The organism is Aminobacter aganoensis, assembly GCF_014206975.1.
Classification (GTDB): Bacteria; Pseudomonadota; Alphaproteobacteria; order Rhizobiales; family Rhizobiaceae; genus Aminobacter; species Aminobacter aganoensis.
This window is the reverse complement of record NZ_JACHOU010000027.1, coordinates 1-23,059: the sequence shown is the minus strand read 5'-3', so window position 1 is coordinate 23,059 and position 23,059 is coordinate 1. Positions and strand designations below refer to the sequence as shown.

The 23,059-nt window shown below is 65.2% G+C and carries 21 protein-coding genes; 10 read left to right on the top strand and 11 right to left on the bottom strand.

The window, feature by feature from the left end; all coding sequences use genetic code 11:
* Window positions 1–146 precede the first annotated feature (146 nt).
* The 3 genes from secA (at window position 147) to GGR00_RS26605 (ending at window position 5,549) form a co-directional block, all read left to right on the top strand.
* Window positions 147–2,870: a preprotein translocase subunit SecA gene (secA, locus tag GGR00_RS26615; RefSeq protein WP_184702445.1), complete on the top strand. Its 2,724-nt coding sequence runs from the start codon at window positions 147–149 to the stop codon at window positions 2,868–2,870.
* A 223-nt stretch (window positions 2,871–3,093) separates the two neighbouring features.
* Window positions 3,094–3,804 carry a hypothetical protein gene (locus tag GGR00_RS26610; RefSeq protein ID WP_184702410.1) on the top strand — a complete coding sequence of 237 codons (711 nt, stop codon included), beginning with the start codon at window positions 3,094–3,096 and terminating at the stop codon, window positions 3,802–3,804.
* A gap of 113 nt (window positions 3,805–3,917) precedes the next feature.
* Window positions 3,918–5,549, top strand: a complete 1,632-nt coding sequence (locus GGR00_RS26605) for an AMP-binding protein (protein WP_184702408.1) — start codon at window positions 3,918–3,920, stop codon at window positions 5,547–5,549.
* Here the strand turns inward: GGR00_RS26605 and GGR00_RS26600 are convergent.
* On the bottom strand, window positions 5,546–6,826 hold the full coding sequence (locus tag GGR00_RS26600; protein WP_055975611.1) for a GNAT family N-acetyltransferase: 1,281 nt from the start codon (window positions 6,824–6,826) through the stop codon (window positions 5,546–5,548). The genes GGR00_RS26605 and GGR00_RS26600 overlap by 4 nt on opposite strands.
* Window positions 6,826–8,235: a lipopolysaccharide biosynthesis protein gene (locus GGR00_RS26595; protein WP_055975614.1), complete on the bottom strand. Its 1,410-nt coding sequence runs from the start codon at window positions 8,233–8,235 to the stop codon at window positions 6,826–6,828. Before GGR00_RS26595 ends, GGR00_RS26600 begins: the two co-directional genes overlap by 1 nt.
* 100 nt (window positions 8,236–8,335) lie before the next feature.
* Here GGR00_RS26595 and GGR00_RS26590 point away from each other — a divergent pair, with 100 nt between their 5' ends.
* Both GGR00_RS26590 and GGR00_RS26585 read left to right on the top strand, forming a co-directional pair.
* Window positions 8,336–8,566 (top strand): hypothetical protein, encoded by a 231-nt coding sequence (locus GGR00_RS26590; RefSeq protein WP_055975682.1) that lies wholly within the window; start codon window positions 8,336–8,338, stop codon window positions 8,564–8,566.
* Window positions 8,567–8,952: 386 nt separating this feature from the next.
* On the top strand, window positions 8,953–9,129 hold the full coding sequence (locus GGR00_RS26585) for a hypothetical protein (protein WP_156381238.1): 177 nt from the start codon (window positions 8,953–8,955) through the stop codon (window positions 9,127–9,129).
* A gap of 30 nt (window positions 9,130–9,159) precedes the next feature.
* Here GGR00_RS26585 and GGR00_RS26580 read toward each other — a convergent pair whose 3' ends face one another.
* Both GGR00_RS26580 and GGR00_RS26575 read right to left on the bottom strand, forming a co-directional pair.
* Complete coding sequence (locus GGR00_RS26580) at window positions 9,160–9,519, bottom strand: low affinity iron permease family protein (protein ID WP_055975620.1); 360 nt, start codon at window positions 9,517–9,519, stop codon at window positions 9,160–9,162.
* A gap of 71 nt (window positions 9,520–9,590) precedes the next feature.
* Window positions 9,591–10,502 (bottom strand): LysR family transcriptional regulator, encoded by a 912-nt coding sequence (locus tag GGR00_RS26575; RefSeq protein ID WP_055975624.1) that lies wholly within the window; start codon window positions 10,500–10,502, stop codon window positions 9,591–9,593.
* A 177-nt stretch (window positions 10,503–10,679) separates the two neighbouring features.
* On the opposite strand from GGR00_RS26575, the gene GGR00_RS26570 reads away from it, so the two are divergent.
* From GGR00_RS26570 to GGR00_RS26555, 4 genes are all read left to right on the top strand, one after another.
* Window positions 10,680–11,780 carry a Bug family tripartite tricarboxylate transporter substrate binding protein gene (locus tag GGR00_RS26570; RefSeq protein ID WP_184702406.1) on the top strand — a complete coding sequence of 367 codons (1,101 nt, stop codon included), beginning with the start codon at window positions 10,680–10,682 and terminating at the stop codon, window positions 11,778–11,780.
* Between the two features lie 138 nt (window positions 11,781–11,918).
* The gene (locus GGR00_RS26565; protein ID WP_343065655.1) at window positions 11,919–13,943 is read left to right on the top strand and encodes a tripartite tricarboxylate transporter permease; all 2,025 of its coding nucleotides are present in this window, start codon (window positions 11,919–11,921) and stop codon (window positions 13,941–13,943) included.
* Window positions 13,944–13,976: 33 nt separating this feature from the next.
* Window positions 13,977–15,140: a 4-oxalomesaconate tautomerase gene (locus tag GGR00_RS26560; protein ID WP_184702404.1), complete on the top strand. Its 1,164-nt coding sequence runs from the start codon at window positions 13,977–13,979 to the stop codon at window positions 15,138–15,140.
* Between the two features lie 51 nt (window positions 15,141–15,191).
* Entirely contained in the window at window positions 15,192–16,250 is a 1,059-nt protein-coding gene (locus GGR00_RS26555) for an isocitrate/isopropylmalate dehydrogenase family protein (RefSeq protein WP_184702402.1), read from the top strand.
* 72 nt (window positions 16,251–16,322) lie between these two features.
* On the opposite strand, the gene rraA is transcribed toward GGR00_RS26555, so the two are convergent.
* The 6 genes from rraA to GGR00_RS26525 form a co-directional block, all read right to left on the bottom strand.
* Window positions 16,323–16,817, bottom strand: a complete 495-nt coding sequence (gene rraA, locus GGR00_RS26550; protein WP_055975639.1) for a ribonuclease E activity regulator RraA — start codon at window positions 16,815–16,817, stop codon at window positions 16,323–16,325.
* Complete coding sequence (locus GGR00_RS26545) at window positions 16,801–17,790, bottom strand: D-2-hydroxyacid dehydrogenase family protein (RefSeq protein WP_055975642.1); 990 nt, start codon at window positions 17,788–17,790, stop codon at window positions 16,801–16,803. The genes rraA and GGR00_RS26545 overlap by 17 nt, the downstream gene beginning before the upstream one ends.
* A 5-nt stretch (window positions 17,791–17,795) precedes the next feature.
* Window positions 17,796–18,881, bottom strand: coding sequence for an Ldh family oxidoreductase (locus tag GGR00_RS26540; RefSeq protein WP_055975646.1), 1,086 nt, complete (start codon window positions 18,879–18,881; stop codon window positions 17,796–17,798).
* Window positions 18,882–18,977: 96 nt separating this feature from the next.
* Window positions 18,978–19,889: a LysR family transcriptional regulator gene (locus GGR00_RS26535; protein ID WP_184702400.1), complete on the bottom strand. Its 912-nt coding sequence runs from the start codon at window positions 19,887–19,889 to the stop codon at window positions 18,978–18,980.
* Window positions 19,807–20,064 carry a hypothetical protein gene (locus GGR00_RS26530; protein WP_162244919.1) on the bottom strand — a complete coding sequence of 86 codons (258 nt, stop codon included), beginning with the start codon at window positions 20,062–20,064 and terminating at the stop codon, window positions 19,807–19,809. The genes GGR00_RS26535 and GGR00_RS26530 overlap by 83 nt, the downstream gene beginning before the upstream one ends.
* A 117-nt stretch (window positions 20,065–20,181) precedes the next feature.
* Window positions 20,182–21,288 (bottom strand): AbrB family transcriptional regulator, encoded by a 1,107-nt coding sequence (locus tag GGR00_RS26525; RefSeq protein WP_184702398.1) that lies wholly within the window; start codon window positions 21,286–21,288, stop codon window positions 20,182–20,184.
* A gap of 119 nt (window positions 21,289–21,407) precedes the next feature.
* Here GGR00_RS26525 and GGR00_RS26520 point away from each other — a divergent pair, with 119 nt between their 5' ends.
* Window positions 21,408–22,067 (top strand): GntR family transcriptional regulator, encoded by a 660-nt coding sequence (locus GGR00_RS26520; protein ID WP_055975658.1) that lies wholly within the window; start codon window positions 21,408–21,410, stop codon window positions 22,065–22,067.
* 33 nt (window positions 22,068–22,100) lie between these two features.
* Here the strand turns inward: GGR00_RS26520 and GGR00_RS26515 are convergent, their stop codons facing one another.
* Complete coding sequence (locus tag GGR00_RS26515) at window positions 22,101–22,838, bottom strand: TSUP family transporter (protein ID WP_343065654.1); 738 nt, start codon at window positions 22,836–22,838, stop codon at window positions 22,101–22,103.
* Between the last annotated feature and the right edge of the window lie 221 nt (window positions 22,839–23,059).

Sequence of the window (23,059 nt, the reverse complement as noted above, 5' to 3'; positions counted from 1 at the left end):
TAAGTTGTGCCCCCTCTTATCTGTCCATCGTCTTCGCGTCCAGAACCGTTTTCCGGGCGCTTTTCGTGTTGTACCTGCCACCGCCTTATCCCCGGCAGGTACGGCCGGCGGACAGTCGGCTTCATTCGAATTGAAAGGGCCACTTGATGGTCAGTCTCGGCGGTCTCGCCCGTAAGATTTTCGGTTCCTCCAACGACCGTCGCGTCAAATCGACCCGACCCCGGGTGGAAGCGATAAATGCACTGGAAAATGAACTGCAGGCACTGACCGACGACCAGCTTCGGGCGAGAACCGAGCAGTTTCGGCAGGATCTTGCCAACGGGGCGACCCTCGACGACCTGCTGATACCGGCGTTCGCCACCGTGCGCGAAGGCGCCAAGCGCGCGCTCGGCATGCGTCCCTTCGACGTCCAGATGATCGGCGGCATGGTGCTGCACGGCCGTGGCATCGCCGAGATGCGCACCGGCGAAGGCAAGACCCTGGTCGCCACCCTGCCCGTCTATCTCAACGCCCTGACCGGCAAGGGCGTGCACGTCGTTACCGTCAACGACTATCTCGCCAGCCGCGACGCCGAATGGATGGGCCGGCTCTACAAGTTCCTCGGCCTTTCGGTCGGCATCATCGTGCACGGCCTGTCGGACGAAGAGCGCCGCGCCGCCTATGGCTGCGACATCACCTACGCCACCAACAACGAGCTCGGCTTCGACTATCTGCGCGACAACATGAAGTACGAGCGCGCCCAGATGGTGCAGCGCGGCCACTTCTTCGCCATCGTCGACGAGGTCGACTCGATCCTGGTCGACGAGGCCCGTACACCGCTGATCATTTCCGGTCCGCTCGAGGACCGTTCGGAAATGTACAACACGGTCGACGCCTTCCTTCTCCACATGGTTCCGTCCGACTACGAAGTCGACGAGAAGCAGAAGACTGCCATCTTCACCGAAGAAGGCACCGAGAAGATGGAGAACATGCTGCGCGAGGCGGGCCTGCTGAAGGGCGAGTCGCTCTACGACATCGAAAACGTCGCCCTGGTGCACCACGTCAACAATGCGCTCAAGGCGCACCGCCTGTTCCAGAAGGACAAGGACTACATCGTCAAGGACAACGAAATCGTCATCATCGACGAGTTCACCGGCCGCATGATGCCGGGTCGCCGCTTCTCCGAAGGCCTGCACCAGGCGCTGGAAGCCAAGGAGCACGTGTCGATCCAGCCTGAGAACCAGACGCTGGCCTCGGTCACCTTCCAGAACTATTTCCGCATGTACGAAAAGCTCGCCGGCATGACCGGTACGGCGCTGACCGAAGCGGAAGAATTCGGCAACATCTACAATCTCGACGTCACCGAGGTGCCGACCAACCTGCCCGTCAGCCGTATCGACGAGGACGACGAGGTCTACCGGACGGTCGAGGAGAAGTACAAGGCGATCGTCCGCGAGATCAAGGAAGCCAACGCCAAGGGCCAGCCGACGCTGGTCGGCACGACCTCGATCGAGAAATCCGAGCAGCTCGCCGAGCGCCTGCGCAGGGACGGCTTCAAGGACTTCGAGGTCCTGAATGCCCGCCACCACGAGCGCGAGGCGGCGATCGTCGCCCAGGCCGGCAAGCCCGGCGCCATCACGATTGCCACCAACATGGCCGGCCGCGGCACCGACATCCAGCTCGGCGGCAACGCCGACATGCGCATTGCCGAGGAACTGGCCGGCGTGCCGGAAGGCGCCGAGCGCGACGCTCGCGAAAAGACGATCCGCGAGGACGTCGCCCGGCTCAAAGAAAAGGCACTCGCGGCCGGCGGCCTCTATGTGCTTGCCACAGAGCGCCATGAAAGCCGCCGCATCGACAACCAGCTGCGCGGCCGCTCCGGCCGCCAGGGCGATCCGGGCCGCTCGAAGTTCTTCCTGTCGCTGCAGGACGATCTGATGCGCATCTTCGGCTCCGAGCGCATGGACGGCATGCTGACCAAGCTCGGCCTGAAGGAAGACGAGGCGATCGTCCACCCCTGGATCAACAAGGCGCTGGAAAAGGCGCAGAAAAAGGTTGAGGCCCGCAACTTCGACATCCGCAAGAACCTGCTGAAGTACGACGACGTGTCGAACGACCAGCGCAAGGTGGTGTTCGAGCAGCGCATCGAGCTGATGGACGCGACCAGCCTGACCGAGACCGTCGCCGAGATGCGCCACGATGTGATCGACGATCTCGTCGCCAAGCACATCCCCGAAAACGCCTATGCCGAGCAGTGGGATGTCGCAGGCCTCAAGGAAGGCGTGATCCAGTCGCTCAACCTCGATCTGCCGATCGAGGAGTGGGCCAAAGAAGAAGGCATCGCCGAGGAAGAGGTGCGCGAGCGCATCACCGCCGAAGCCGACAAGGCCGCCGCCGACCGCGCCGAGCGCTTCGGCCCCGAGGTCATGACTTATGTCGAACGCTCCGTGGTGCTGCAGACGATCGATCATCTGTGGCGCGAGCATCTGGTCAACCTCGACCACCTGCGCTCGGTCGTCGGCTTCCGCGGCTACGCCCAGCGCGACCCGCTCAACGAATACAAGGGCGAGGCCTTCGAGCTGTTCCAGGCGATGCTCGGCAACCTGCGCCAGGCCGTCACCGCCCAGCTGATGCGCGTCGAACTGGTGCGCCAGGCCGCCGACGCCCCGCCGCCGGAAGCGCCCGAGATGCACGGCCACCACATCGATGGCACCACCGGCGAGGACGATTTCGGCGAGGGTTCGATCGCCGTGCTGCAGGATTCGCGCGTCGTGGCTGCCGAAGACCGCGACCCCAACGATCCCTCGACCTGGGGCAAGGTTTCGCGCAACGAGGCCTGCCCGTGCGGTTCGGGCAAGAAATACAAGCACTGCCACGGCACCTTCGCCTGACCGGCGGCAACACGATGGTGATGAAACGGCGGCCTAGCGGCCGCCGTTTCTGTTTGAGGCATAGGGCTACGATTTCGCGGCGGACTGCCGATCCAGGAAATCCCGATGCATTGCCGCGTCGTCAACCGCCTCTGATGACCCCATTGTGATCACAGATGTCTGGTCCCGATCCAGAAGCCTGTTAGAAAGACATTCCTTTCAGATAGCCTACCGAGAATTGAAATTGCATCCAGACCACGAATTCAGCCCACCTTATTTCCTCCACTCCCCCTTCTTGTTGTTCTGGGTCGCATTGTCCGGGGTCGCCCTGAGCCTGCTCACTGCGGCCGTGATGTCGGCGGACACGGCTGCTGTCTTGCTGCAGGAAAACGGGCCTGTCGAGGTGGCGAGCGCGGTCCTGCATTTTGTCGTTGCGATCGTTGCCGCCGGCATCTGGTTTCGCCGGGGCGGGCTGGCTGGGCTGATCGCCTTGGGCGCGCTGCTCCTCGGGGTTCGCGAACTGGACTGGCATCATGCCTTTTCGACATACGGCCTCTTCAATCTTCGCCAATATCTCCGGCCGGAAGTGCCGGTCATGGAGAAACTCGCAAGTGCAGCGGCCATCCTCTTGATCGGCACGATGCTCGTGGTTTTGCTGCGCAAATCGCGGGATCGCATCAGGGAGTTGATGGTCGAGAGGCCGCCAGCCTTCTATGGCGCGATCGTGCTTGCCCTCTATTTGCCGGCGCTGAAGATCCTCGACGCCATTCCCCGGTGGTTCAAGGAGGCCGGCAGCGTCTTGCCCGAAACGGCAATGAAGTACGCCCGCGCGCTGGAGGAGATCAACGAGATGTGGTTGCCGGTGCTGGTGCTGCTGTTTCTGCTGCAACTGTACCTGCCCTCGCGGGCCGGACAGCGCTACGCCGAACCTAGCTACCTGGGCGCTCATCGCTGACGGCCGTCACTTGACGCCAACGGGGGCAGGCGCTACGCGAAATGCCTGTCCACGGCGCCTGGAGCTTCAGGCCCGGCGCCAAACCACTCGCGGAGGAGCGGAGACGACCGTCCATGCTCGAACGGCGTGACACCTACGACGCCCTCTACCGCGACTTCCGCTGGAAAATACCGCACAAATTCAACATCGGCACCGCCGTTTCCGACCGCTGGGCGGCGATCGACCCTGAACGTACAGCGCTCCTCGACTACCGTGTCGAAGGGGCGGCGGAAAAACTCTCCTTCGGCGAGTTGTCCCGGCGCTCCAACGCCTTTGCCAATGCGCTGAGGTCACGCGGCGTGCGCCGCGGCGACCGCGTGGCGCTGCTGCTGCCGCAGAGCTTCGAGACGGCCATCGCCCATGTCGCCATCTACAAGCTCGGCGCCATTGCCGTTCCGCTGGCGCTGTTGTTCGGCGTCGAGGCACTCGAATACCGGCTGCAAACGGCAGGCGTGCGGGCCATCGTCACCAACGAGGCCGGTTTCGCCAAGGTCGGCCAGGTCGCGGGCCGGCTGCCCGGTCTCGAAACCATCGTCGTCGTTGGCGGCGGCGGGCTGGATGACTTCCATCGCCTCGTCGCGTCGCAGTCGCCCGATTTTACTGCCGCAGATACCGGCCCCGATGATCCGGCGATGATGATCTTCACCTCGGGCACAACGGGGCCGCCCAAGGGCGCGCTGCACGGCCATCGCGTGCTGCTCGGGCACCTGCCGGGCATCCAGATGGCGCATGAGTTCCTGCCGCAGCCCGGCGACCTGATGTGGACCCCGGCCGACTGGGCCTGGGCCGGCGGCCTGCTCAACCTCTTGCTGCCCGGCCTCTATTTCGGCCTGCCGGTGGTGTCCGCCCGCTTCGACAAGTTCGACCCCGAGGCAGCGCTCGTGCTGGTCGAGAAGATGGGCGTGCGCAACGCCTTCATCCCGCCGACGGCGCTCAGGATGCTGAAGACCGTGCCTGATATCCGCAGGCGCTTCCGGCTTAGCCTGCGCAGCGTCGGCTCGGCCGGCGAAGCGCTCGGCCGCGAGACCTATGACTGGGCTGCCGCCGAGCTCGGCCTCACGGTCAACGAGTTCTACGGCCAGACCGAATGCAATGCCGTGCTCGCCTCCTGTGCCGCCCTCGGCGTCAGCCGCGGCGGCGCCATCGGCAAGGCGGTGCCCGGCCACCATGTCGCCATCGTCGACGACACCGGCAGGCGCGTGCCTGCCGGCGAGCCCGGCCAGATCGCCATTGCCCGGCCGAACCCGGTGATGTTCCTCGAATACTGGCAAAGCCCGGAAGCGACCGAAAAGAAGTTCATCGGCGAGTGGATGACGACAGGCGACCAGGGCATCGAGGATCAGGACGGCTACGTCACCTTCTTCGGCCGCGACGACGACGTCATCACCTCGGCCGGCTTCCGCATCGGCCCCGGCGAGATCGAGGATTGCCTGACCGGCCATCCCGCCGTCGCGCTGGCCGCTGCCGTCGGCAAGCCGGATGCCCTGCGCACCGAGATCGTCAAGGCCTATGTCGTGCTCAAGGACGGGATTGCCGGCGATGCCGCCCTCGCCGAGGAGATCCGGCTCTGGGTGCGCGAGCGGCTGTCGGCGCACGAATATCCGCGCGAGGTCGAGTTCGTCGATTCGATGCCGCTGACCACCACCGGCAAGGTCATTCGCCGGATCTTCCGCGACAGGGCCAAGCGCGAGGCGAAAGCCCTCTAGCGCTTCAGCAGGCTGCGCATCCGGTCGCGCAGCTTGACCGCGAGCTTGCGTGTCTCGCGATAGAGATGCAGTTGCGAGGCCGCCTGGCGCGTGACGCGGTCGGCGCCGGGCGTCAGCCCGACGACGATGGTGCCCATCGACTTGCGCTCGCTCCACATCCGGCCGACCAGCGGGTGGTCGGGCACGGCGCAGGAATCGGTGGTCATGATGTTGGGGTCGTCGAGGTGCTGCGCCGTGACCGCCATCATCAGCAGCGTGCCGGGCGAGTAGCCCGACAAGGTCTCGTCGTAGGCGGTCTTCCAGGTGTAGGCGACACCGGCCTCGACGAAGACGACGAGGCTGGCGATGGTGCGCCCGTCGAGCGTCAGCGAATGGATGCGGCACATGTCCTGTTCGGACATCCGGTGCACCGCCTCGCGGGCGAAGGCGGCACGGTAGCGGTCGATGGCCATGGCGGTGCGCCGGCGGCCCTTCCAGCCGGATGCCTCCAGCGTCAGGAACTGTTCGATGGCGTGGCGCACGTCGTCCTGGGTGCGGGCAACCTTGTGCTCGACCACACCCTGTTCGGCGAGCCGGCGTTCGAGCCGCCGAAATTCCTTGTAGTGGCGATTGCCGAGCGCGGCCTTGAGGTAATCGTCGCCGTCGAGTTCGCTTTCGAGGAAGGAGCGTTCGAACTGGCCGGTGATGACCAGCGGCAGGCCCCGGCTTTCGGCCGTCGCGCTCAGGATGCGGGCGGCGGCACCGTCCAGCCGCATGTCGGGCAGCACGAACACCTTCGGCAGCTTGAGATGCGGCCGCGCCAGCATGGCGAAGAAATCGGCGATCACGCCTTCGGGGTCGTCGCGGTCGAGCAGCGGCGTGCCGAGCGGCCCGAACGGGCTCGACCAGGTCCGCATCACCGGCACGCCGAGCGGCACCGCCGGCTTCTCGATCGAATAGGGCACGAGCAGCCTCAACCGGCTGCGGAATTCGTTGCCGTCGCGGATGACGGCGAGCCGCACTTCGCGGTCCTCGAGCCTCGGCATGGCGGGCGCCAGGAAACGCGGATTGAAAAAGACATTGGGCTCGATGGTGCGGGCGCAGAGGTGGTCAAGTTCCTCGACCAGGTCGAAGCCGGCGGAGGCCGGATAGATGGCAAGCCGCCTGAGCGGCCGCTCGCTGGCGGTCAGTTCAAGGTGGGCGAGATCGGCGAGATCGGTCGGAACACCGGCAATGCCGGCGATCATCGAGCCGGCCGGGCCGCCGCTGGTCTCTTCGAGAAGCGGGATGGCTACCATCAGGCTTTCTCCATTGCGCTTCGGACGGGGATGAACAGCACCATGACGATGCCGAGCTTGCGCCATACGGTGAACGACAGCGCGGTCGCCTCGAAGATCATCGCCGCCGAAGTGGCGATCGCCGCGCCCCACAGGCCGAGCGTGGGAATCAAGGCGACGTTGAGGCCGATGTTAAGGGCCAGCGTGGCGGCATAGACCATGGCACAGACATTCTGATGGCCGCTCATGGTCAGCAGGCTTTCGCACGGGCCGACAGCCGAGCGCGCCACCACCGCGGCGACGAGCAGGAACAGCAACGGATAACCTGCGTCGAAGCCGGGGCCGAACATGCCGAGCAAAGGCTCGCCGAGCAACAGCACCAGAAGCCCCATTGCCAGCGACGGCCAGAACGTCCACGACACGGTCTCGCGGGCAAAGCCGGCCAGCTTCTCCGGCTCGCCATGGGCAATCTGCGCATAGCGCTGGGCAACGCCCGCCTTGACGGCGAAATAGACGAAATGGACCAGCGCCAGCGTCTTCACCGTGGCGAAATAGACCGCGACACGGTCCGGCTCCATGTAGAAGCCGACCATCAGCACATCGGCATTGGTGAGCAGGAAAAAGAAGCTCTCGACCAGGAAGATCGGCAGCGAGATCTTCAGCCAGTAATTAAGCTGGATGCTGCGCGGCCCGGCGGGAACGCGCTTGTCGGCGCGCGAGGCGACACGGGCGAACTGGGCGATGGTGGTGACATAGGTGGCGGCGATCGAGGCGAGGACGGCGGTCTCGGCGGTCGGCGCGAAGCCTGCCAGAAGTGCCGCCGCCATGAACACCAGGATCAGCACCGGCCGCACGATGTAGGTCGGCACGAGCGCGGAAAAGGCCCAGGAATTGGCGCGCGCCAGCCCTTGCAGCACATCCGACAGCGCCAGCATCGGCAGGCAGAACATGCCGAGGAAGAACGGTACGACGTAGTAGCTTTCGATCCTGCCGGAGAAAAACCACACGCCGGCCATGCCCGACGCCGCGATCACCGTCGAGGCGATCAGCACGAAAAGGCGGCTGGCAAACAGCACGCCGCGCAATTCGGCGAGCATGCCCTTTTCGCGATACTCGGGAATGAAGCGGATGACGGAGGTGTGGAAGCCGAAGCAGGACAGCGAGCCGACGATGACCATCGACACCCAGACGAGCACGAAGATACCGTATTCGAAACCGCCCATCCAGCGGGCCAGCAGCACCTGGCTGACGAAGGCAATCGCAGCGCTGACGATGCGCACGGCAAAGGCGATCAGCGACATGCGGCCGGCTTCGCTACGCTCGTCGGGGCTGAAAAGCACGGCGTCGACGCGGCGCAGCAACGGCGTGATGCGCGAGGCAATCTGCCCCGGCAGCCACCGTTCGGCCGTCATCGCTGCGGAAAAACGCAACTCAACACACTCCATCTTCCGCGATTTTCGCTCACAGCATGTAATGGACAGCGATTAAGAAACGGTTGGGCGTCAATGTTGCAGCCGGGAGATGCCGCGCATGATCTCGCAAGATGAACGCAAGTCGATGTCGCGGGCCTATTCGATCGGCCCGAAAATGATCGGCTATCTCGAAGAGATCGGCATCGAGCGGCTGGCCGATCTTCGCGGTGCCGATGCCGCAAAGATCGCGATGCGGATCGACATCGCGCGTGGCCGCAAGCACATCAACGGACTGGGCCTGGCGGCCCTTCAAAACCTGATCGAGCTTGCCGAACGCGAAACGCGATGAACCGGCAAACCGGCACGCCGACCGGCCCCTGGCGGACGCAGGTCTTCGATGCGGGCTGTCTGCTTGGCTGCGATGTCGGGCAGCGGCGCCGCACCGATGGGACGGGTCCGCGCCCCATGTAATTTCCGTCAACTCGGGAGTAAAATGGCAGAGCGCGGGAGGCGCGCGACGCAATGCGGCCGCTTTCGCCGATGACATGGCAGGACTGGTATTATTGGGCGGTCGTCATCGCGGCAGTCTCGATGATCCTGTGGCTCGTGGTCTCGTAGCCACCCGTGCCGCGCTACAGCCGATGTGCCGACAAAGCAGGCGCGGCAGGAACACATTCGCGTTTCACGAGTTGCATGCCAAGGGATCGGGTGTACCTCGAACGTGGAGCCGCCGACATGCGGTATGATCCTCATCATGGAAACCTCATTCATCCGCCCGACGAAGAACCGCCTGGGCTCAATGACCTGGCGTCGGGTTATCTTGCCGATGACCCTGCCGACTGGACGGACTTCCTCTATCTCGCCGTGACGTTCGGAACGGCCAGCGGATTTTTCTGGCTTGTGGGCTACTAGCGCTTCCTGACCATGGCGACTGGCCGCCATTCAAGGGTCTTTTGTGCCCGCGCCGGCATCGTCGGCGAACTTGGCTTCGCGCTCTATCTTCTTGAGCGCCCTCTTTATTTCCTTGGCGTCGGAATGCTCCAGCCCTACGACGTTGTTGCGCGCCTGGTTCAGACTGAGCACGATTTCGTCCAGCTTAGCATGAATGGCGGCCGTGTCGCGGTATCCCTGGATCAGCACCACGCCTGTGATCAAGATCGCAGCAACCGACAGCCCGTATGTCACGATGTCCGTCAGCCCGAACGGGACCAGGGCCGTGGACGCGATCATTGCAGCGATCAGCAGATAGAAGCCCGGCGGCCGCGAGAGGAAACCGGCCAGTCGGAACAGATGCGGATCCATGGTTTCGCCTATGATTCGGTGCGTGGCGGATAACGCTTCGCGAGACGATTGGTTCATCCCGAGCCGCTTGCTCACGCCCCTTGAGAACCTCCTTGCCATGCCCCCATGATCATCCTCCGGAAGTGTTCCGCAGCAGGAGAGAGCGTCGCGGCGCGCCGGCGGACGATGCCGATGGTGCGGGAAATCAGCGGGTTGCCCAGCGGCCTGGTGATGATGATGGGATGATCGGGACCGGGTGTCGCCGTGCGCGGAAGCACGGATATGCCGAGGCCGGCTTCCACCAGGCCGAGCGACGTCGACAGGTGCGTCACCTCGTAGGACCACCGCAATTCGATGTTCGACCTCGCCAGCGTCGCGTCGAGCATGGTGCGGTTGCCGCTGGAGCGGTGCACCGTGATCAGCGGATAGGGTGCGAGATCCATCCAGCCTACTTCCTGCCGCATCGCCAGCGGATGATCGCGCCGCGCCGCCAGCACGAACGGATCTTCGGCGATGCGATCGAAGATGAGCTCCGGATCGGAGGTGCCTATGAAGTTGATGCCGAACTCCACTTCGCCGCGCGAGACGGCCTGCAGCCCCTCCGTCGCCGTCAGGTCGAGAATGCGGAAGCGGATGTCGGGATATTCCTGGTTGAACTGCTTGATCACAGTCGGCAAAAAATAGAAGGCGGCGGTCGGCAGGCAGGCGATCGTCACCAGTTCGCTTCGCCGCACGCCCCGACCGCGGGCCGCAAAGAGCGAGCTGTCGAACTCCTCTAGCATGCGCTGAACCAGCGGCACCAGTTCGAGGCCGAGCGCGGTGGCCGAAACATGCCGGGTCGTACGCTCGAGAAGCGGCGCCCCGATCGATGCCTCCAGCTTCTGGATGCGCCGGCTGAGAGCCGGCTGCGAAAGGTTCAGGGCATCCGCCGCCCGGTGAAAGCTCTCAAGTTCGACGACTCCGAGAAAGGCCCTGAGATCGAGGATTTCACAATTGATGCTCATGACGCATCACTGCTCCAAAATTTTGCACTTAACTTAATAATCCACTTGGCGCATATGCCTCAAGGGTGAAACGACGACGACGATGCCGCCGAGGGCGATCATGGGACTTGGCGTTTCCAATTGTTATGTGTACGTTTGTATACATTTGAACGCACTGATTTTTGGGGAGGAAAAAACATGACTGAATTTACGCGTCGTCAACTGCTTGCCGCCGGCTCGGCCGCAGCGGCACTTGGACTAGCCGGAGTGCGTCCTGCATTTTCGCAGGCTTCGGTCGATTTCGCCGGCAAGACCGTCGAATGGTGGATGCCGTTCTCCGAGGGCGGCGGTTCGGACGTCTGGGCGCGCTTCTTCGCCCCGTATCTGTCGAAGTATTTGCCGGGCAATCCCAACGTCGTGGTCCGGAACGTGCCCGGCGGCGGATCGATCACCGGATCGAACGAATTCGTCGCCCGCGCGCGGCCCGACGGGCTTGCGATCCTCGGCACCTCGGGATCGACGCAGTTCCCGTTCCTGCTCGGCGATCCGCGCGTGCGCTACGACTACGCCAAGCTCATTCCCGTGCTGGTCTCGCCGACCGGTGGCGTGTGCTATCTGCCCGCCAAGTTCGAAGTGAAGTCGCCGGCCGAACTTGGCAAGATCAAGGACCAGGACCTGGTCTACGGTAGCCAGGGCGCGACCTCGCTCGACCTCGTGCCGATGCTTGCCTTCCGCCTGCTCGGCCTCAAGGTCCGCCATGTGTTCGGCATGCAGGGACGCGGCGACGGGCGCCTTGCCTTCGAGCGCGGCGAAGCGACGATCGACTACCAGACCTCCTCCGCCTACCTGACCAACGTCACCCCGCTAGTCGAGGCCGGAACGGCCGTTCCGATGTTCTCCTGGGGCATCCTCGATGCCCAGGGCAACGTCGCCCGCGATCCGACCTTCCCCGACCTGCCGCATTTCGTCGAAGCCTACGAGATGATGCACGGCAAGAAGCCATCGGGCGTGGAATACGACGCCTATCTCGCCTTCTTCGGCTCGGGCTTCGCGGCCCAGAAGCCGTGCATGCTGCCGGAAGGCACCTCGGACGACATCGTCGCGACCTATCGCAAGGCCTTTGCCGACGCCGTGGCCGATCCGGAACTGCAGAAGGCCAAGGGCGACGTCCTCGGCGACTACACCCAGGCCGTCGGCAACGACATCGAGCAGCTCTACAAGGTCGCCACGACGATCAAGCCCGAGGCGCGCGACTGGGTGCGCAACTTCCTGGACACGGAATACCAGGTCAAGCTCTGATCGCCAGAGTACCCGCCGCCGACAGGCGTCGGGTACTCTGCACGACGCCTGTCGGGCTCGAACATTCACCTGCCGACGTTGACAAGGCCGGCGCGAGGGCGCCGCCCGCAACCGTTGCCTATCGAAAGGACAGCCCCAGTGATCGATGTGTTCGTCACTTCGCTCCAGAACCTGCTGACCCTCCATCACCTCAGCTACATGATGATCGGCGTGGCGATCGGCCTCGTCGTCGGCATCCTGCCCGCACTCGGCGGCATCGCCGGCATGTCGCTGCTGCTGCCATTCGTCTACGGCATGGAGCCGACCGCCGCGATTGCGATGATGGTCGGACTGCTGGCGGTCATCCCCACCTCCGATACCTTCTCCTGTATTCTCATGGGCATCCCCGGATCGTCCGCCTCGCAGGCGACGGTGCTCGACGGCTTCCCGCTTGCCCGCAAGGGCGAAGCGGCACGCGCGCTGAGCGCGTCGTTCTCGGCTTCCATGATCGGCGGCCTGTTCGGCGCCCTGTGCCTCACCGCCATCGTCATCGTGGCGCGTCCGCTCATCCTGAGCTTCACCTCGGCCGAGCTGTTCATGCTGGCCATTTTCGGCCTGTCCATGGTGGGCGTGCTGTCGGGCAGCAGCCTCGCCAAGGGCGTGGCCGCCTGCGCGCTCGGCCTTGCCTTCGGGGCCATCGGCACCGCTCCCGCCAATGGCGGCGAACGCATGACCTTCGATTCGCTCTACCTGATGAGCGGCCTCGAGATCACCATCATCGGCCTCGGCATCTTCGCGCTTCCCGAGGTGCTCGACCTGCTGCGGGGCCAGGCGAGCATTTCGAGCACCGGCAAGCTCGGCCGCGGCTGGCTGGCCGGCGTGCGCGACACCTGGCGGGAGAAGTGGCTGACGCTGCGCTGCGCCACGATCGGCGCCTGCGTCGGCCTGATGCCGGGCCTTGGCGGCAGCGTTTCGGACTGGATCTCCTACGGCCATACCGTCCAAAGCGCGAAGGACAAGTCGCAGTTCGGCAAGGGTGACATCCGTGGCGTCATCGGGCCGGAAGCGGCCAACAACTCCTGCGCCGGCGGCAACCTCATCCCGACCCTGCTGTTCGGCATCCCCGGTTCCGGCTCGATGGCGATCTTTCTCGCCGCGATGATCCTGATCGGGCTTCAGCCGGGTCCCGGCATGGCCGATCCGAAGCGCGACCTCGACCTGACCTACACCGTGGTCTGGACGCTGGCACTCGCCAACGTCGTCGGCACCGCGGCCTGCATCGCCCTGTCGCCGAGCATCGCGCGCCTGACGACCATCCGCTTCGTGCTGTTTGCGCCCTTCATGATCCTCATCATCGTCTTCGGCGCGTTCCAGTCGACACGATCCTTCGAAGACATCCTGGCCCTGCTGGTCATCGCGCTGACGGGCATCTTCCTGAAACGCTTCGGCTGGCCCCGGCCCGCCTTCCTCATCGGCTTCGTGCTGGCTGGGCAGGTGGAGACCTATTTCTACCAGGCGGTCCAGTTCTATGGCTATGGCTTCCCGCTCCGGCCCATCGCCGTCACGATCGCACTGGTAACGATCGCCTCGCTCTGGTTCACCAGCCGGTCTCGCCAGGCTCCGAAGGAAGCGACCGTCCCCGGCGGAATCACCACCGACATCGACTTCGAGCGCGAGGAAGACGAAACGGCCGCCGCCAAGAACCTGTGGCCGCAGGCGATCTTCACCATCGTCACCGTCGGCTTCTTCATCTTCACGATCGCCGAAGGGGCACAGAACTCGTTCCTCGACGCGGTGTTCCCTGTCTCGGTCGGTGCCGTCGGCCTCCTGACTGCCGCCTTCGTGCTGTTCTGGCAGGTCAGGGGCGCAACGGGACGCGGGCCGGCAGGCAACGTCAACTTCGACCTGGACGATGGCGCAAGCAGCGGCAGCCTGTGGCGGTTCGTCGGCTGGCTGGTCGGCTTCGTCATCGCGATCGGCCTTCTCGGCTTCACGCTCGCCCTCATCGGCTTCTTCCTGACGTTCCTGAAGGTCGTCGCGAAATCAAGCTGGCTGCAGGCGGCCGTCCTGACCGCCGCGGCCGTCGGCCTGGTGCTGGTGCTGACGTCGATCCTCAACATGAACCTGCCCGGCGGCCTGCTGCAACACTACTTCTACGACCAGCTGGTCTGGCCCCTGCGCTGAATTCCGCCCCGGCGGCAACGCCGGGGTTTTTGCATGCCGATTTTCGAAGTGTGCAATTGCATCCAATTGTCGACATTACCGAACGAGGTCACCTTGCCCGCACAACACGCCATTCCCTGTATCCTCATGCGCGGAGGAACATCCAAGGGACCCTATTTCAAGATGCAGGATATCCCGCAGGATCCAGAAGTCCGGGCCCGAGTGCTGCTGGCCGCCATGGGCTCGCCCGACATCCGCCAGATCGACGGCATCGGCGGCGCCGATACGCTGACCAGCAAGGTCGCGATGGTCGGCCCGTCGGACCGGGACGGCGTCGATGTCGACTATCTCTTCGCGCAGGTTTCGGTCGACAAGGCAATCGTCGACACCTCGCCCTCCTGCGGCAACATGCTGTCCGGCGTCGGTCCCTTCGCCATCGAGATGGGCATAGTGCCGGTCGGCGGCGAAAAGACCAGTGTCGTCATCTACGACATCAACACCCAGAGCCGCATCGAGGCGATCGTCGAGACGCCGGACGGCGTCGTGAACTACGAGGGCAACGAGCGGATCGACGGGGTTCCGGGCACGGCGGCCGAGATCCGGCTCAACTTCATGGACATCGTCGGATCGAAGACGGGCAGCCTGTTGCCGACGGGCAAGCCGATGGAGGTGATCGACGGGGTCAAGGCCACGCTCATCGACGTTGCGGTGCCGATGATGATCGTCCGCGCCGCCGACCTCGGCAAGACGGGCTATGAGTCGGCCGCGGAACTCGATGCCGACAAGGATTTCTTCGCGCGCATGGAAGCGATGCGCATGGAAGCGGGCCGGCGCATGGGCCTCGGCGACGTGACCGGCAAGGTCGTGCCGAAGATGGCCATGCTGGCTGCACCGCGCGAGGGCGGAAGCGTCGCCGCCCGCTACTTCGTGCCCCACAAGACCCATGCCGCATTCGCCGTCACCGGCGGGCTGTGCGTGTCCTCCTGCGTGCTGGTTCCCGGCACGGTGGCTGCCGGCCTCGCCAGCCGGCCCGAAAGCGACGACTGCACGGTGATCATCGAGCATCCGACCGGCGTCATCGACGTCGCCATGACGACGAGGCCAGACGGCAACGCCGTCGAGATCATCAGCGGCGGCGTCGTGCGCACCGCGCGCAAGCTGATGGAGGGCACCGTCTTCGTGCCGTCGGCCACGCTGGTATCGACGCCGGCGGCATGAAGCGCCGGCCCCCAACACAACCTCGGTATCCGATCCTGGAGTCGTAACATCATGAAACTGCTTGTCCTACCCGGCGACGGCATCGGCCCTGAAATCGTCGGCGCTACGGTGGCGGTCCTGAACGCCGTCGACCGCCGCTTTTCGCTCGGCTTCAGCTACACGACGCGTGACATCGGCTTCGCATCGCTGCAAAAGATCGGCACGACGCTGCCGCCAGACCTGCTCGACCTGGCGCGCCAAATGGACGGAACCCTGCTCGGCCCTATCTCCCATCTCGACTATCCGCCGCGCGACAAGGGCGGCATCAACGTCTCGGCGGCCTTCCGCACCCAGCTCGACCTTTTCGCCAACATCCGTCCCGCACGCACCCGCGAGAGCGTCTTCCATCGCGGCACGGCGATGGACCTCGTCATCATGCGGGAGGCGACTGAGGGCATGTACCCCGACCGCAACATGCATGCCGGCAGCGGCGAATACATGCCGACGGAAGACGTCGCGATCTCGATGCGAAAGGTGACGGCAAAGGCGAGCGAGCGCATCGCCAGGGCTTCCTTCGAGTTGGCGCGGACCCGCCGCAAGAAGGTCACCGCAGTGCACAAGGCGAATGCCTTCGTCGTCACCGACGGGCTGTTCCTGAAGGAGGTGCGCAAGGTCGCGGCCGACTACCCCGACGTTCAGCTCGAGGAGGTTCTGATCGACGCGATGGCGGCGCTGCTGGTTCGCGATGCAAGCCGCTACGACGTCATCTGCACGACGAACTTCTATGGCGACACCCTGTCCGACCTGGCTTCCGAGCTCTCCGGCAGCCTGGGCCTGGCAGGTTCCCTGAACGCCGGCACCGACAATGCCGCCGCGCAGGCCCAGCACGGCTCGGCGCCCGACATCGCCGGCAAGGACAAGGCCAATCCGACCTCCATGATCCTGTCGGCGGCCATGTTGCTGCGCTGGCACGGCGAGCGCTCGGGCGACCCGCGCCACGTCGAGGCCGCGACCCTGATCGAGAACACCATCGACCGGGTCATCGCCCAAGTCGCGACACGGACCCGCGACCTCGGCGGACCGCTCGGAACGAAGGAGTTCACCGACACGCTCGTCGCCGCTCTCGGCTGAGCCGGAAACGAAGACGGCGCGCGGGCCCTGCCCACGCGCCGTCCTTGATAAGACACTATTGTCCTGCCCTGGTCAGCCCGCCTGATGCACCGCCCTGTCGGCCACCAGCACGCCGTCCATGTCGGCATAAAGATATTGTCCGGTGCGGAACTCGACATTGCCGAAGGCGAGCGTCACGTCGCGCGCACCATGACCCGTCTTGCCGCTCTTCTTTGGCGCCTGGCCGAGCGCCATCACGCAGAAATCCATCGCATCGATGTCGGCGCTGTCGCGGATCGCTCCGTGGATCAGCAGGCCGCGCCAGCCATTGGCGAAGCCGAGGGCGGCGATCTGATCGCCGACCAGCGCACAGCGCAGCGACCCGCCACCATCGACGACGAGCACCCGGCCCGCGCCGTCCCCTTCGAGCGTTGCCCGCAGCAGCCGGTTGTCCTCGAAAGTCTTCAGCGTGACGACTTCGCCGTGAAATCCCTTCCGCTTGCCATACATCCTCCATTGCATTTCACAGAACCGCACCTCGGCGTCATTGCTGTCGACCAGGTCCGCCGTCTTAACGATGTCCGTCACGATCTTCCTCCCTCTTGGGCTCGGCCAGCACCCGCATCGGCATGCCGGCGCGCCAGGCCTTAATATTCTCGACCGCATCGCGATAGAAGGCCTCATAGGCACCCTCCGTGACATAGCCGAGATGCGGCGTCAGCACGGTGTTCAGGATCGTGCGCAACGGATGGCCGGCCGGAAGCGGCTCGACATCGAAGACGTCGAGCCCCGCCTTGATCCGCCCCTGCCGAAGCGCATCTATCAGGGCCGTTTCGTCCACCAGCGGCCCGCGCGCAGTGTTGATCAGCCAGGCGCCTTGCTTCATCTGCCCGAGTTCGCTTGCCCCGACGACGTGGCGGCTGCGCTCGCCTAAAACGAGGTGCAGCGACACCACGTCGGCCTCGCGAAACAGCGTCTCCTTGTCGACGCGGCGTGCGCCGGCCTCGGCGGCGCGTTCATCCGTCAGGTTCGGGCTCCAGGCGATCACCTTCATCCCGAACGCCTTGGCGATCGGCACCATGCGGCTGCCCAGCTTGCCGAGCCCGACGAGCCCCAGCGTCTTGCCGCCGAGGACGGTGCCGACTGTCTGTTGCCATCCGCCCGCACGGATGCGGGCGTCCTCCTCGGGGATCGAACGGGCGAGCGCCAGGATGAGGCCCCAGGCGATTTCCGGCGTCGCATGGGCAGATTCACCCGCATGGGTGTGGCAGACGGTGATGCCGCGAGCAACCGCCGCCGCCATGTCGATCGTGCGCACGCGGGCGCCGGTGACGACGACCAGCTTCAGGGCCGGCAGCCTGCCGATCAGCGAAGCCGGCAGCGGCATCCGCTCGCGCATGAGGCACAGCACGTCGAATCCGGCGAGCGCACCGGCGGCTTCGTCCTCCGTTGCCAGGTTCCTGCCGAAACGGACGACCTCGTAATCGTCGCCAAGCGAGGCCCAGTCGGCCAGCGACAGCGCCACATCCTGATAATCGTCGAGGATCGCGATACGGAGCATGGCGTTCAGACCTTTCCAAGCGAATCTGGATCAAGAGAGATGCCGACGAGCGCAGCCTGCTCGCGCAGCATCGCGAGTTCCGCGGCGGTGAGCGGCAGTCCGCCGGCAAGCGCTGCCTCCGCACGGGCGGCTTCCGGTTCGCCCGGCAAGAGGATCGGCTGCTTCTCGTTCGAGCGCGGGCATGCTCGCGCGCGTTCCACCAGGTCGTCCAGCCTGTCGCCATAAGCCTGCCCGCCAAGGAACAGGTCGGGGCGAAAAGCGATGAAGCTGTGGCCGACATTCTGCGGCCGGTCGAGATCGCGATACTGGTCCCCGACCTTGCCGCCATAGGCCGCGCCGGTCATCACGCCCGCTACGACCTCCATCATCAGCGATAGTCCCGACCCCTTGGGACCGCCCAAAGGCAGGACGATGCCTTCATAGGCCCGGCGCGCATCCGTCGTCTCCCTACCATCGGCATCGAGCGCCCAGCCGGCGGGAATCGGCTGCCCGTCCTGCATGGCGCGCCGGATCTTGCCGCGCGCCACCACCGACGTTGCCATGTCGAGAATGATCGGTGGCGATCCCACGCCGCCCGGCGCGCCGAAGGCAAACGGACTCGTCCCAAGGAACGGCGTGCGTCCGCCCCAGACCGGCATGCTTGGCGAGGCATTGGTGAAAACGAAGGCAGCGTAGCCGGCATCCACCGCTTCGATGAGATAGGCCGCAGCCATGCCGAAATGGGTGCTGTTGCGCACCCCGGCGACGCCGATGCCACAGCGGCTGGCCGCGGCAATCGCTTCCTGCATTGCCCGGCGGGCGACGACGAAACCGAGACCGTCATCGCCGTCGACATGCGCGGCGGCAGGCATGGGATGCGTGACGCGGATGTCCGGCCGGGCGCGCACAAGGCCCCGGCGCAAACGGTCGGCATAGATCGGGATGCGGGAGATGCCGTGGGTGCCCACGCCGCGAAGGTCGGCCAGCACCAGACACTGCGCGACGGTTGCCGCATCGTCCGCAGGAACGCCAAGACCTGCGAAGATCGCCGCCACTGCGGTTTCCAGCCGCGACGCGTCAACAAGCAGCGCCGGCCCGCCATCAACCGCCATCCGAACCTCCCTCTCGCAAGCAGCCCGATACCCATGGACTACCAGCCGTCAAGTTTTATGTATACTATTGTATGCAGAAACGGGAAGGAAGGTCCTCTATCCAAGCGGAACATGGCTCTTGCGCGCGAGCGCCAGGAATTCGCGGATCGGCCTGGACAGCGGGCTCGACCTGCGCCGCACGGCAAGCAGCTTGCGGATGGCCCAGTCGTCCGAGAGGCGGACGCTGATGACATCGGTCCCGGCGAGCAGATGCAGGCTCGTCGAGCGCAGGAAGCCGATGCCGAAACCGGCCTCCACCATCCGCACCAGCGACGGAAAGGTTTCTACCCGCACCCGTTCGCCGAGCGCCCGGCCGCTGCGCGCGGCAGCAGCGCTCAACAGGCGATCCAGTGCGCCGCTGTGGTGGATGCCCACCACCTCGTGCTGCGCCACCTCGTCGAAGGCGATCGGCCTTCCCGACCGCAACCGCTCCGCCAGCGGATGCTCCGGCGAGCACAGAACCAGCACGTTGTCGTCCTCGAACATCTCAGTCTCGAAGCGACCGACATCGTTGTTGTCGGCCACGAAAGCGATGTCGGCCTGTCCGTCGTCCATCGCTCCAAGCGCAAGCGAGGCGGACATCTCCTGGATGTCGAGGCTGATGCCGCGATGGCTTTCCGCAAAGGTGGCCAGCAGTTCGGGAAGCCTGCCCGAGAGGGCGGAACTGGTGCAGGCAAGCCGCAGCGAACCACGCGTCCCAATGGCAAAATCGACCATCTCCGTATGGAGATCGGCGATCTCCCTCAGAATCTCGCGGCAGCCGGCAACGTAGGTTTCTCCCGCCGGGGTCAGGCGCACGCCCTGCAGGGAACGATCGAACAAGGCGACACCGAGTCGGGCCTCGACCTCGCTGATCCGCCGGCTGACAGCCGAAGCGGCGATGTTTTCATGTTCTGCCGCCCGCCCGATGGATCCGTACCGGGAAACCGCGACGACAAGGCGCGCGGTCACTGGATCGAACGGCGGCATGTCGCACCTCCGTCAGTGCCGGCACGGCCGCCTGGTCGACCAGTGCGAAGTCGCGCTTGATGCGTCGGAGCATCCGCTCGTCGAAACGATGCAGGCGATAGTCGGCGCAGCGCCGGACGAACGCCAGATAGCGCTCGATGGCTGCACATGGATTGGTGAGGATGACCGGTGCCACGGTACACTCCATCGACTGGAGGTTGTTCTGTGCTCATGGTCTATCATTTCCTGTTGCTGCCGCGTAGCGACGGTTGGCGAGGGCGGCATCTCGGTTTGGCAACACCCGCCATCCCTTTCAGCCCTTACCCGCCGCCCCTGCCAGCCGCAACCAGGCGGGCAGGATCAGCGGCGTGGCGACGACGATGATCACCACGCGGCTGAGATGATGCAGGCTGACGAAGGCGGGGTCCGCGTTGAACGAGATCGCGATCAGGCTCATCTCCGGCAGGCCGCCCGGCACCAGTGCGAGCAGTCCGACGGCGAACGGGATATCGAGAAACCGGTCGAAACCGATGGCGAAGAGCACTGCCATGGCCAGGCTGAAGCCGGTGAGCACCGTTCCGAGGACGACCCCGGTCAGCACCACCCGCCGCTCGACGCCGATGAAGTGCTGCCCGATCGTTGCCCCGATCACCACTTGCGCGACCGCGACCACCAGGCCGGGCACGTCCGCCCCCGTCAGGCCGGTGACGTGGGCCAGGGCGCTAAGCACCAGCGGACCGGTCAGGTTCGCCGCGGGCAAGCGGAGGCGGCGGCCAAGCAGGACGCCAACGACTGCGCAGGACACCAGCACCGCCGCATCCGCGAGCGACAATGCCATCGTCCAGTCGACCGTGCGGTCGACGCTGCCTCCGCCGATCGCTGCCAGCGCACCCGACAGGCTGAGCGACAGCGGCACGATGGTGATCAGCAGCACCAGGCGCGTCGCATGAACCATGCTCACGCTGCGCACGTCGGCATTGAACGACGTGGCCATCCCGATCAGTTCGCTCAGGCCGCCCGGCATGCCGCTCAGGGCTGCCGTGGTCGGATCGAGCCGGCCCAGGCGGCGGCAGGCGAAGATTCCGAAAGCGGCGGTGATGACGGTGTAGGCGGCGACGGCGGCGAGACTTGCCGACCACTCCCCGGCCTGGCGAAGCACCTCGGGTTTGAAGGCGCTTCCGACCATCAGCCCGATGACGGCGATCATCGCCGCCCGGGGCTTTGGCGAAGCGCTCACCCGCACGCCGGCGATGGCAAGCACCGTCGTCGTCGCCATCGCGCCGAGCATCCAGCCAAGGGGCAGGCCGAGCAGGTAGCCGAAGCCGCCGCCGGCGGTGCCGAAGGCCAGCGTGCGCAGCGTATGGGAAACAGGGATGGCCTGCCCTCCCCCGCGCGCTCGTATCGTCCGGCTGTCATCCATAGTCAGGCGCCACATCACGTCATTTCAATTCTGCATCCAATTGCATGCAATAAAGCAAGACCGTGGACAATGGCCATTTCCTCCTATAGCCGGAATGTCCACACTGGAGAGAGCAAGCGATGCCCGCATCGAAGGATCTGCTGTCCAAGACCCGCGGCCAGAGCACCTATCAGGCCATCCTGGCGGCCATTCGGGACGGCATCTACCGGCCGGGCGACCCGCTGCGCGAAGAGGAAGTGGCCGCCCGCCTCAGCGTCAGCCGGACGCCTGTCCGCGAGGCGCTCGGGCGGCTGCAGGAGAAGGGTCTTCTCGAGGCCGCGCCCGGACGCGGCGTCGCCGTCTCGATCCTGTCGATGCGGCAGATTTTCGAACTCTACGCCATGCGCGAGGAGCTCGAGGGCATTGTTGCCCGCTTCGCCGCGCGCCACGCGACCGAAGCCGAGATCGCCAATCTCGAACGGCTCAATGCCGAATTCGCCGCCGCAGCAGAAAATCCGAAGCTCGCCGCGCAATGGAACCGGCAGTTCCACGCCCGGCTCTACGACGCGGCCCGCAACCGCTATCTTCGCCAGGCGGTGGAAGACCTGCAGGAAACGATCGCGCTGCTGCCCGACACGACCTTCATCCAGAAGGGCCGGACCGCCACGGCGACCGAGGAACATGTCTCCATCATCGAGGCAATACGCCGGCGCGACGCGGAAGGCGCGGAGAAGGCCGCCGTCGACCACATCAAGGCGGCGCTCGACGTCCGTCTCGTCATCACCAAGACCGAAAGCTGAAGCCGCCGGCCGTTGGTCCGGGCCACGGCCCGGTCAAGCGAGTTGCATCAGTCCCGAGACGAAATAGACGGCGCCGATGCCGGTCACGATCCAGCGCGTCCAGGCGCGGAAATTCGCATCCGTCATGCGCTGTAGGATGAGGTTGCCGGACCGCGTGCCGAGAACGGCGATAGGCACCGCCGCGACGACCGCAAGCCAGCCCTCTGACGACAGGGTCAGCGCCGCGTCCCAATAGAACGCCACCTTCGTCGCATGGGTCAGGAACTGGATGGCGGCCTTGGTGGCGATGATCGTCCGCCTGTCCATGCCGGTCCGGATGAAGAAGATGTCGATGCTCGGCCCGGAGACGCCGACGCTTATCGCAAGGCCGCCGGATATGAAGCCGCAGGCATAGGCATGCAGCGGCTTCGACGCGTCGAGCTCCAGCCTCTTGACCGGCAGCCATACGAGAACCGGCATCAGGCCGATGACGATGGAGACGACGACGAGGCTCGGGCGATAGGCGACTACAAACAGCAGGAGAGCGGCGCTGAACAGCCCGGCAGTCAGGATGGCCAGGATGCGCAGGTCCAGATAGTCGCGCGAGAACCAGGCCCGCGATCCGTTCGACACCATCTGCACCATGCCGTGGACCGCGATCGCGGTCGCCACGGGCACGAGGAAGAACAGCACCCAGAGCAGGATCATCCCGCCGGCCATGCCGAAGATGCCCGACAGCAGCGATGTCAGGAACACGGTGATCGTCATGCAGGCGAAGAGGACAGCGGTCACGGATCGGTCCGGGATTGTCCGGAGCGGAACGCGCCGGCGCGGGGTCGCTGGCGGCAGAATCTGCCGCCGTGTCATGGCATGGGCGCCGGATCGACCGCCGGCGCCCAGCCCGTGTCAGGTCACGCTGCGAGGTCGCGCAGGACGTATTGCAGGATGCCGCCGTTCTTGAAGTAGTCGAGTTCGTCGAGGGTATCGATGCGGCACAGGATCGGCACGTCCTT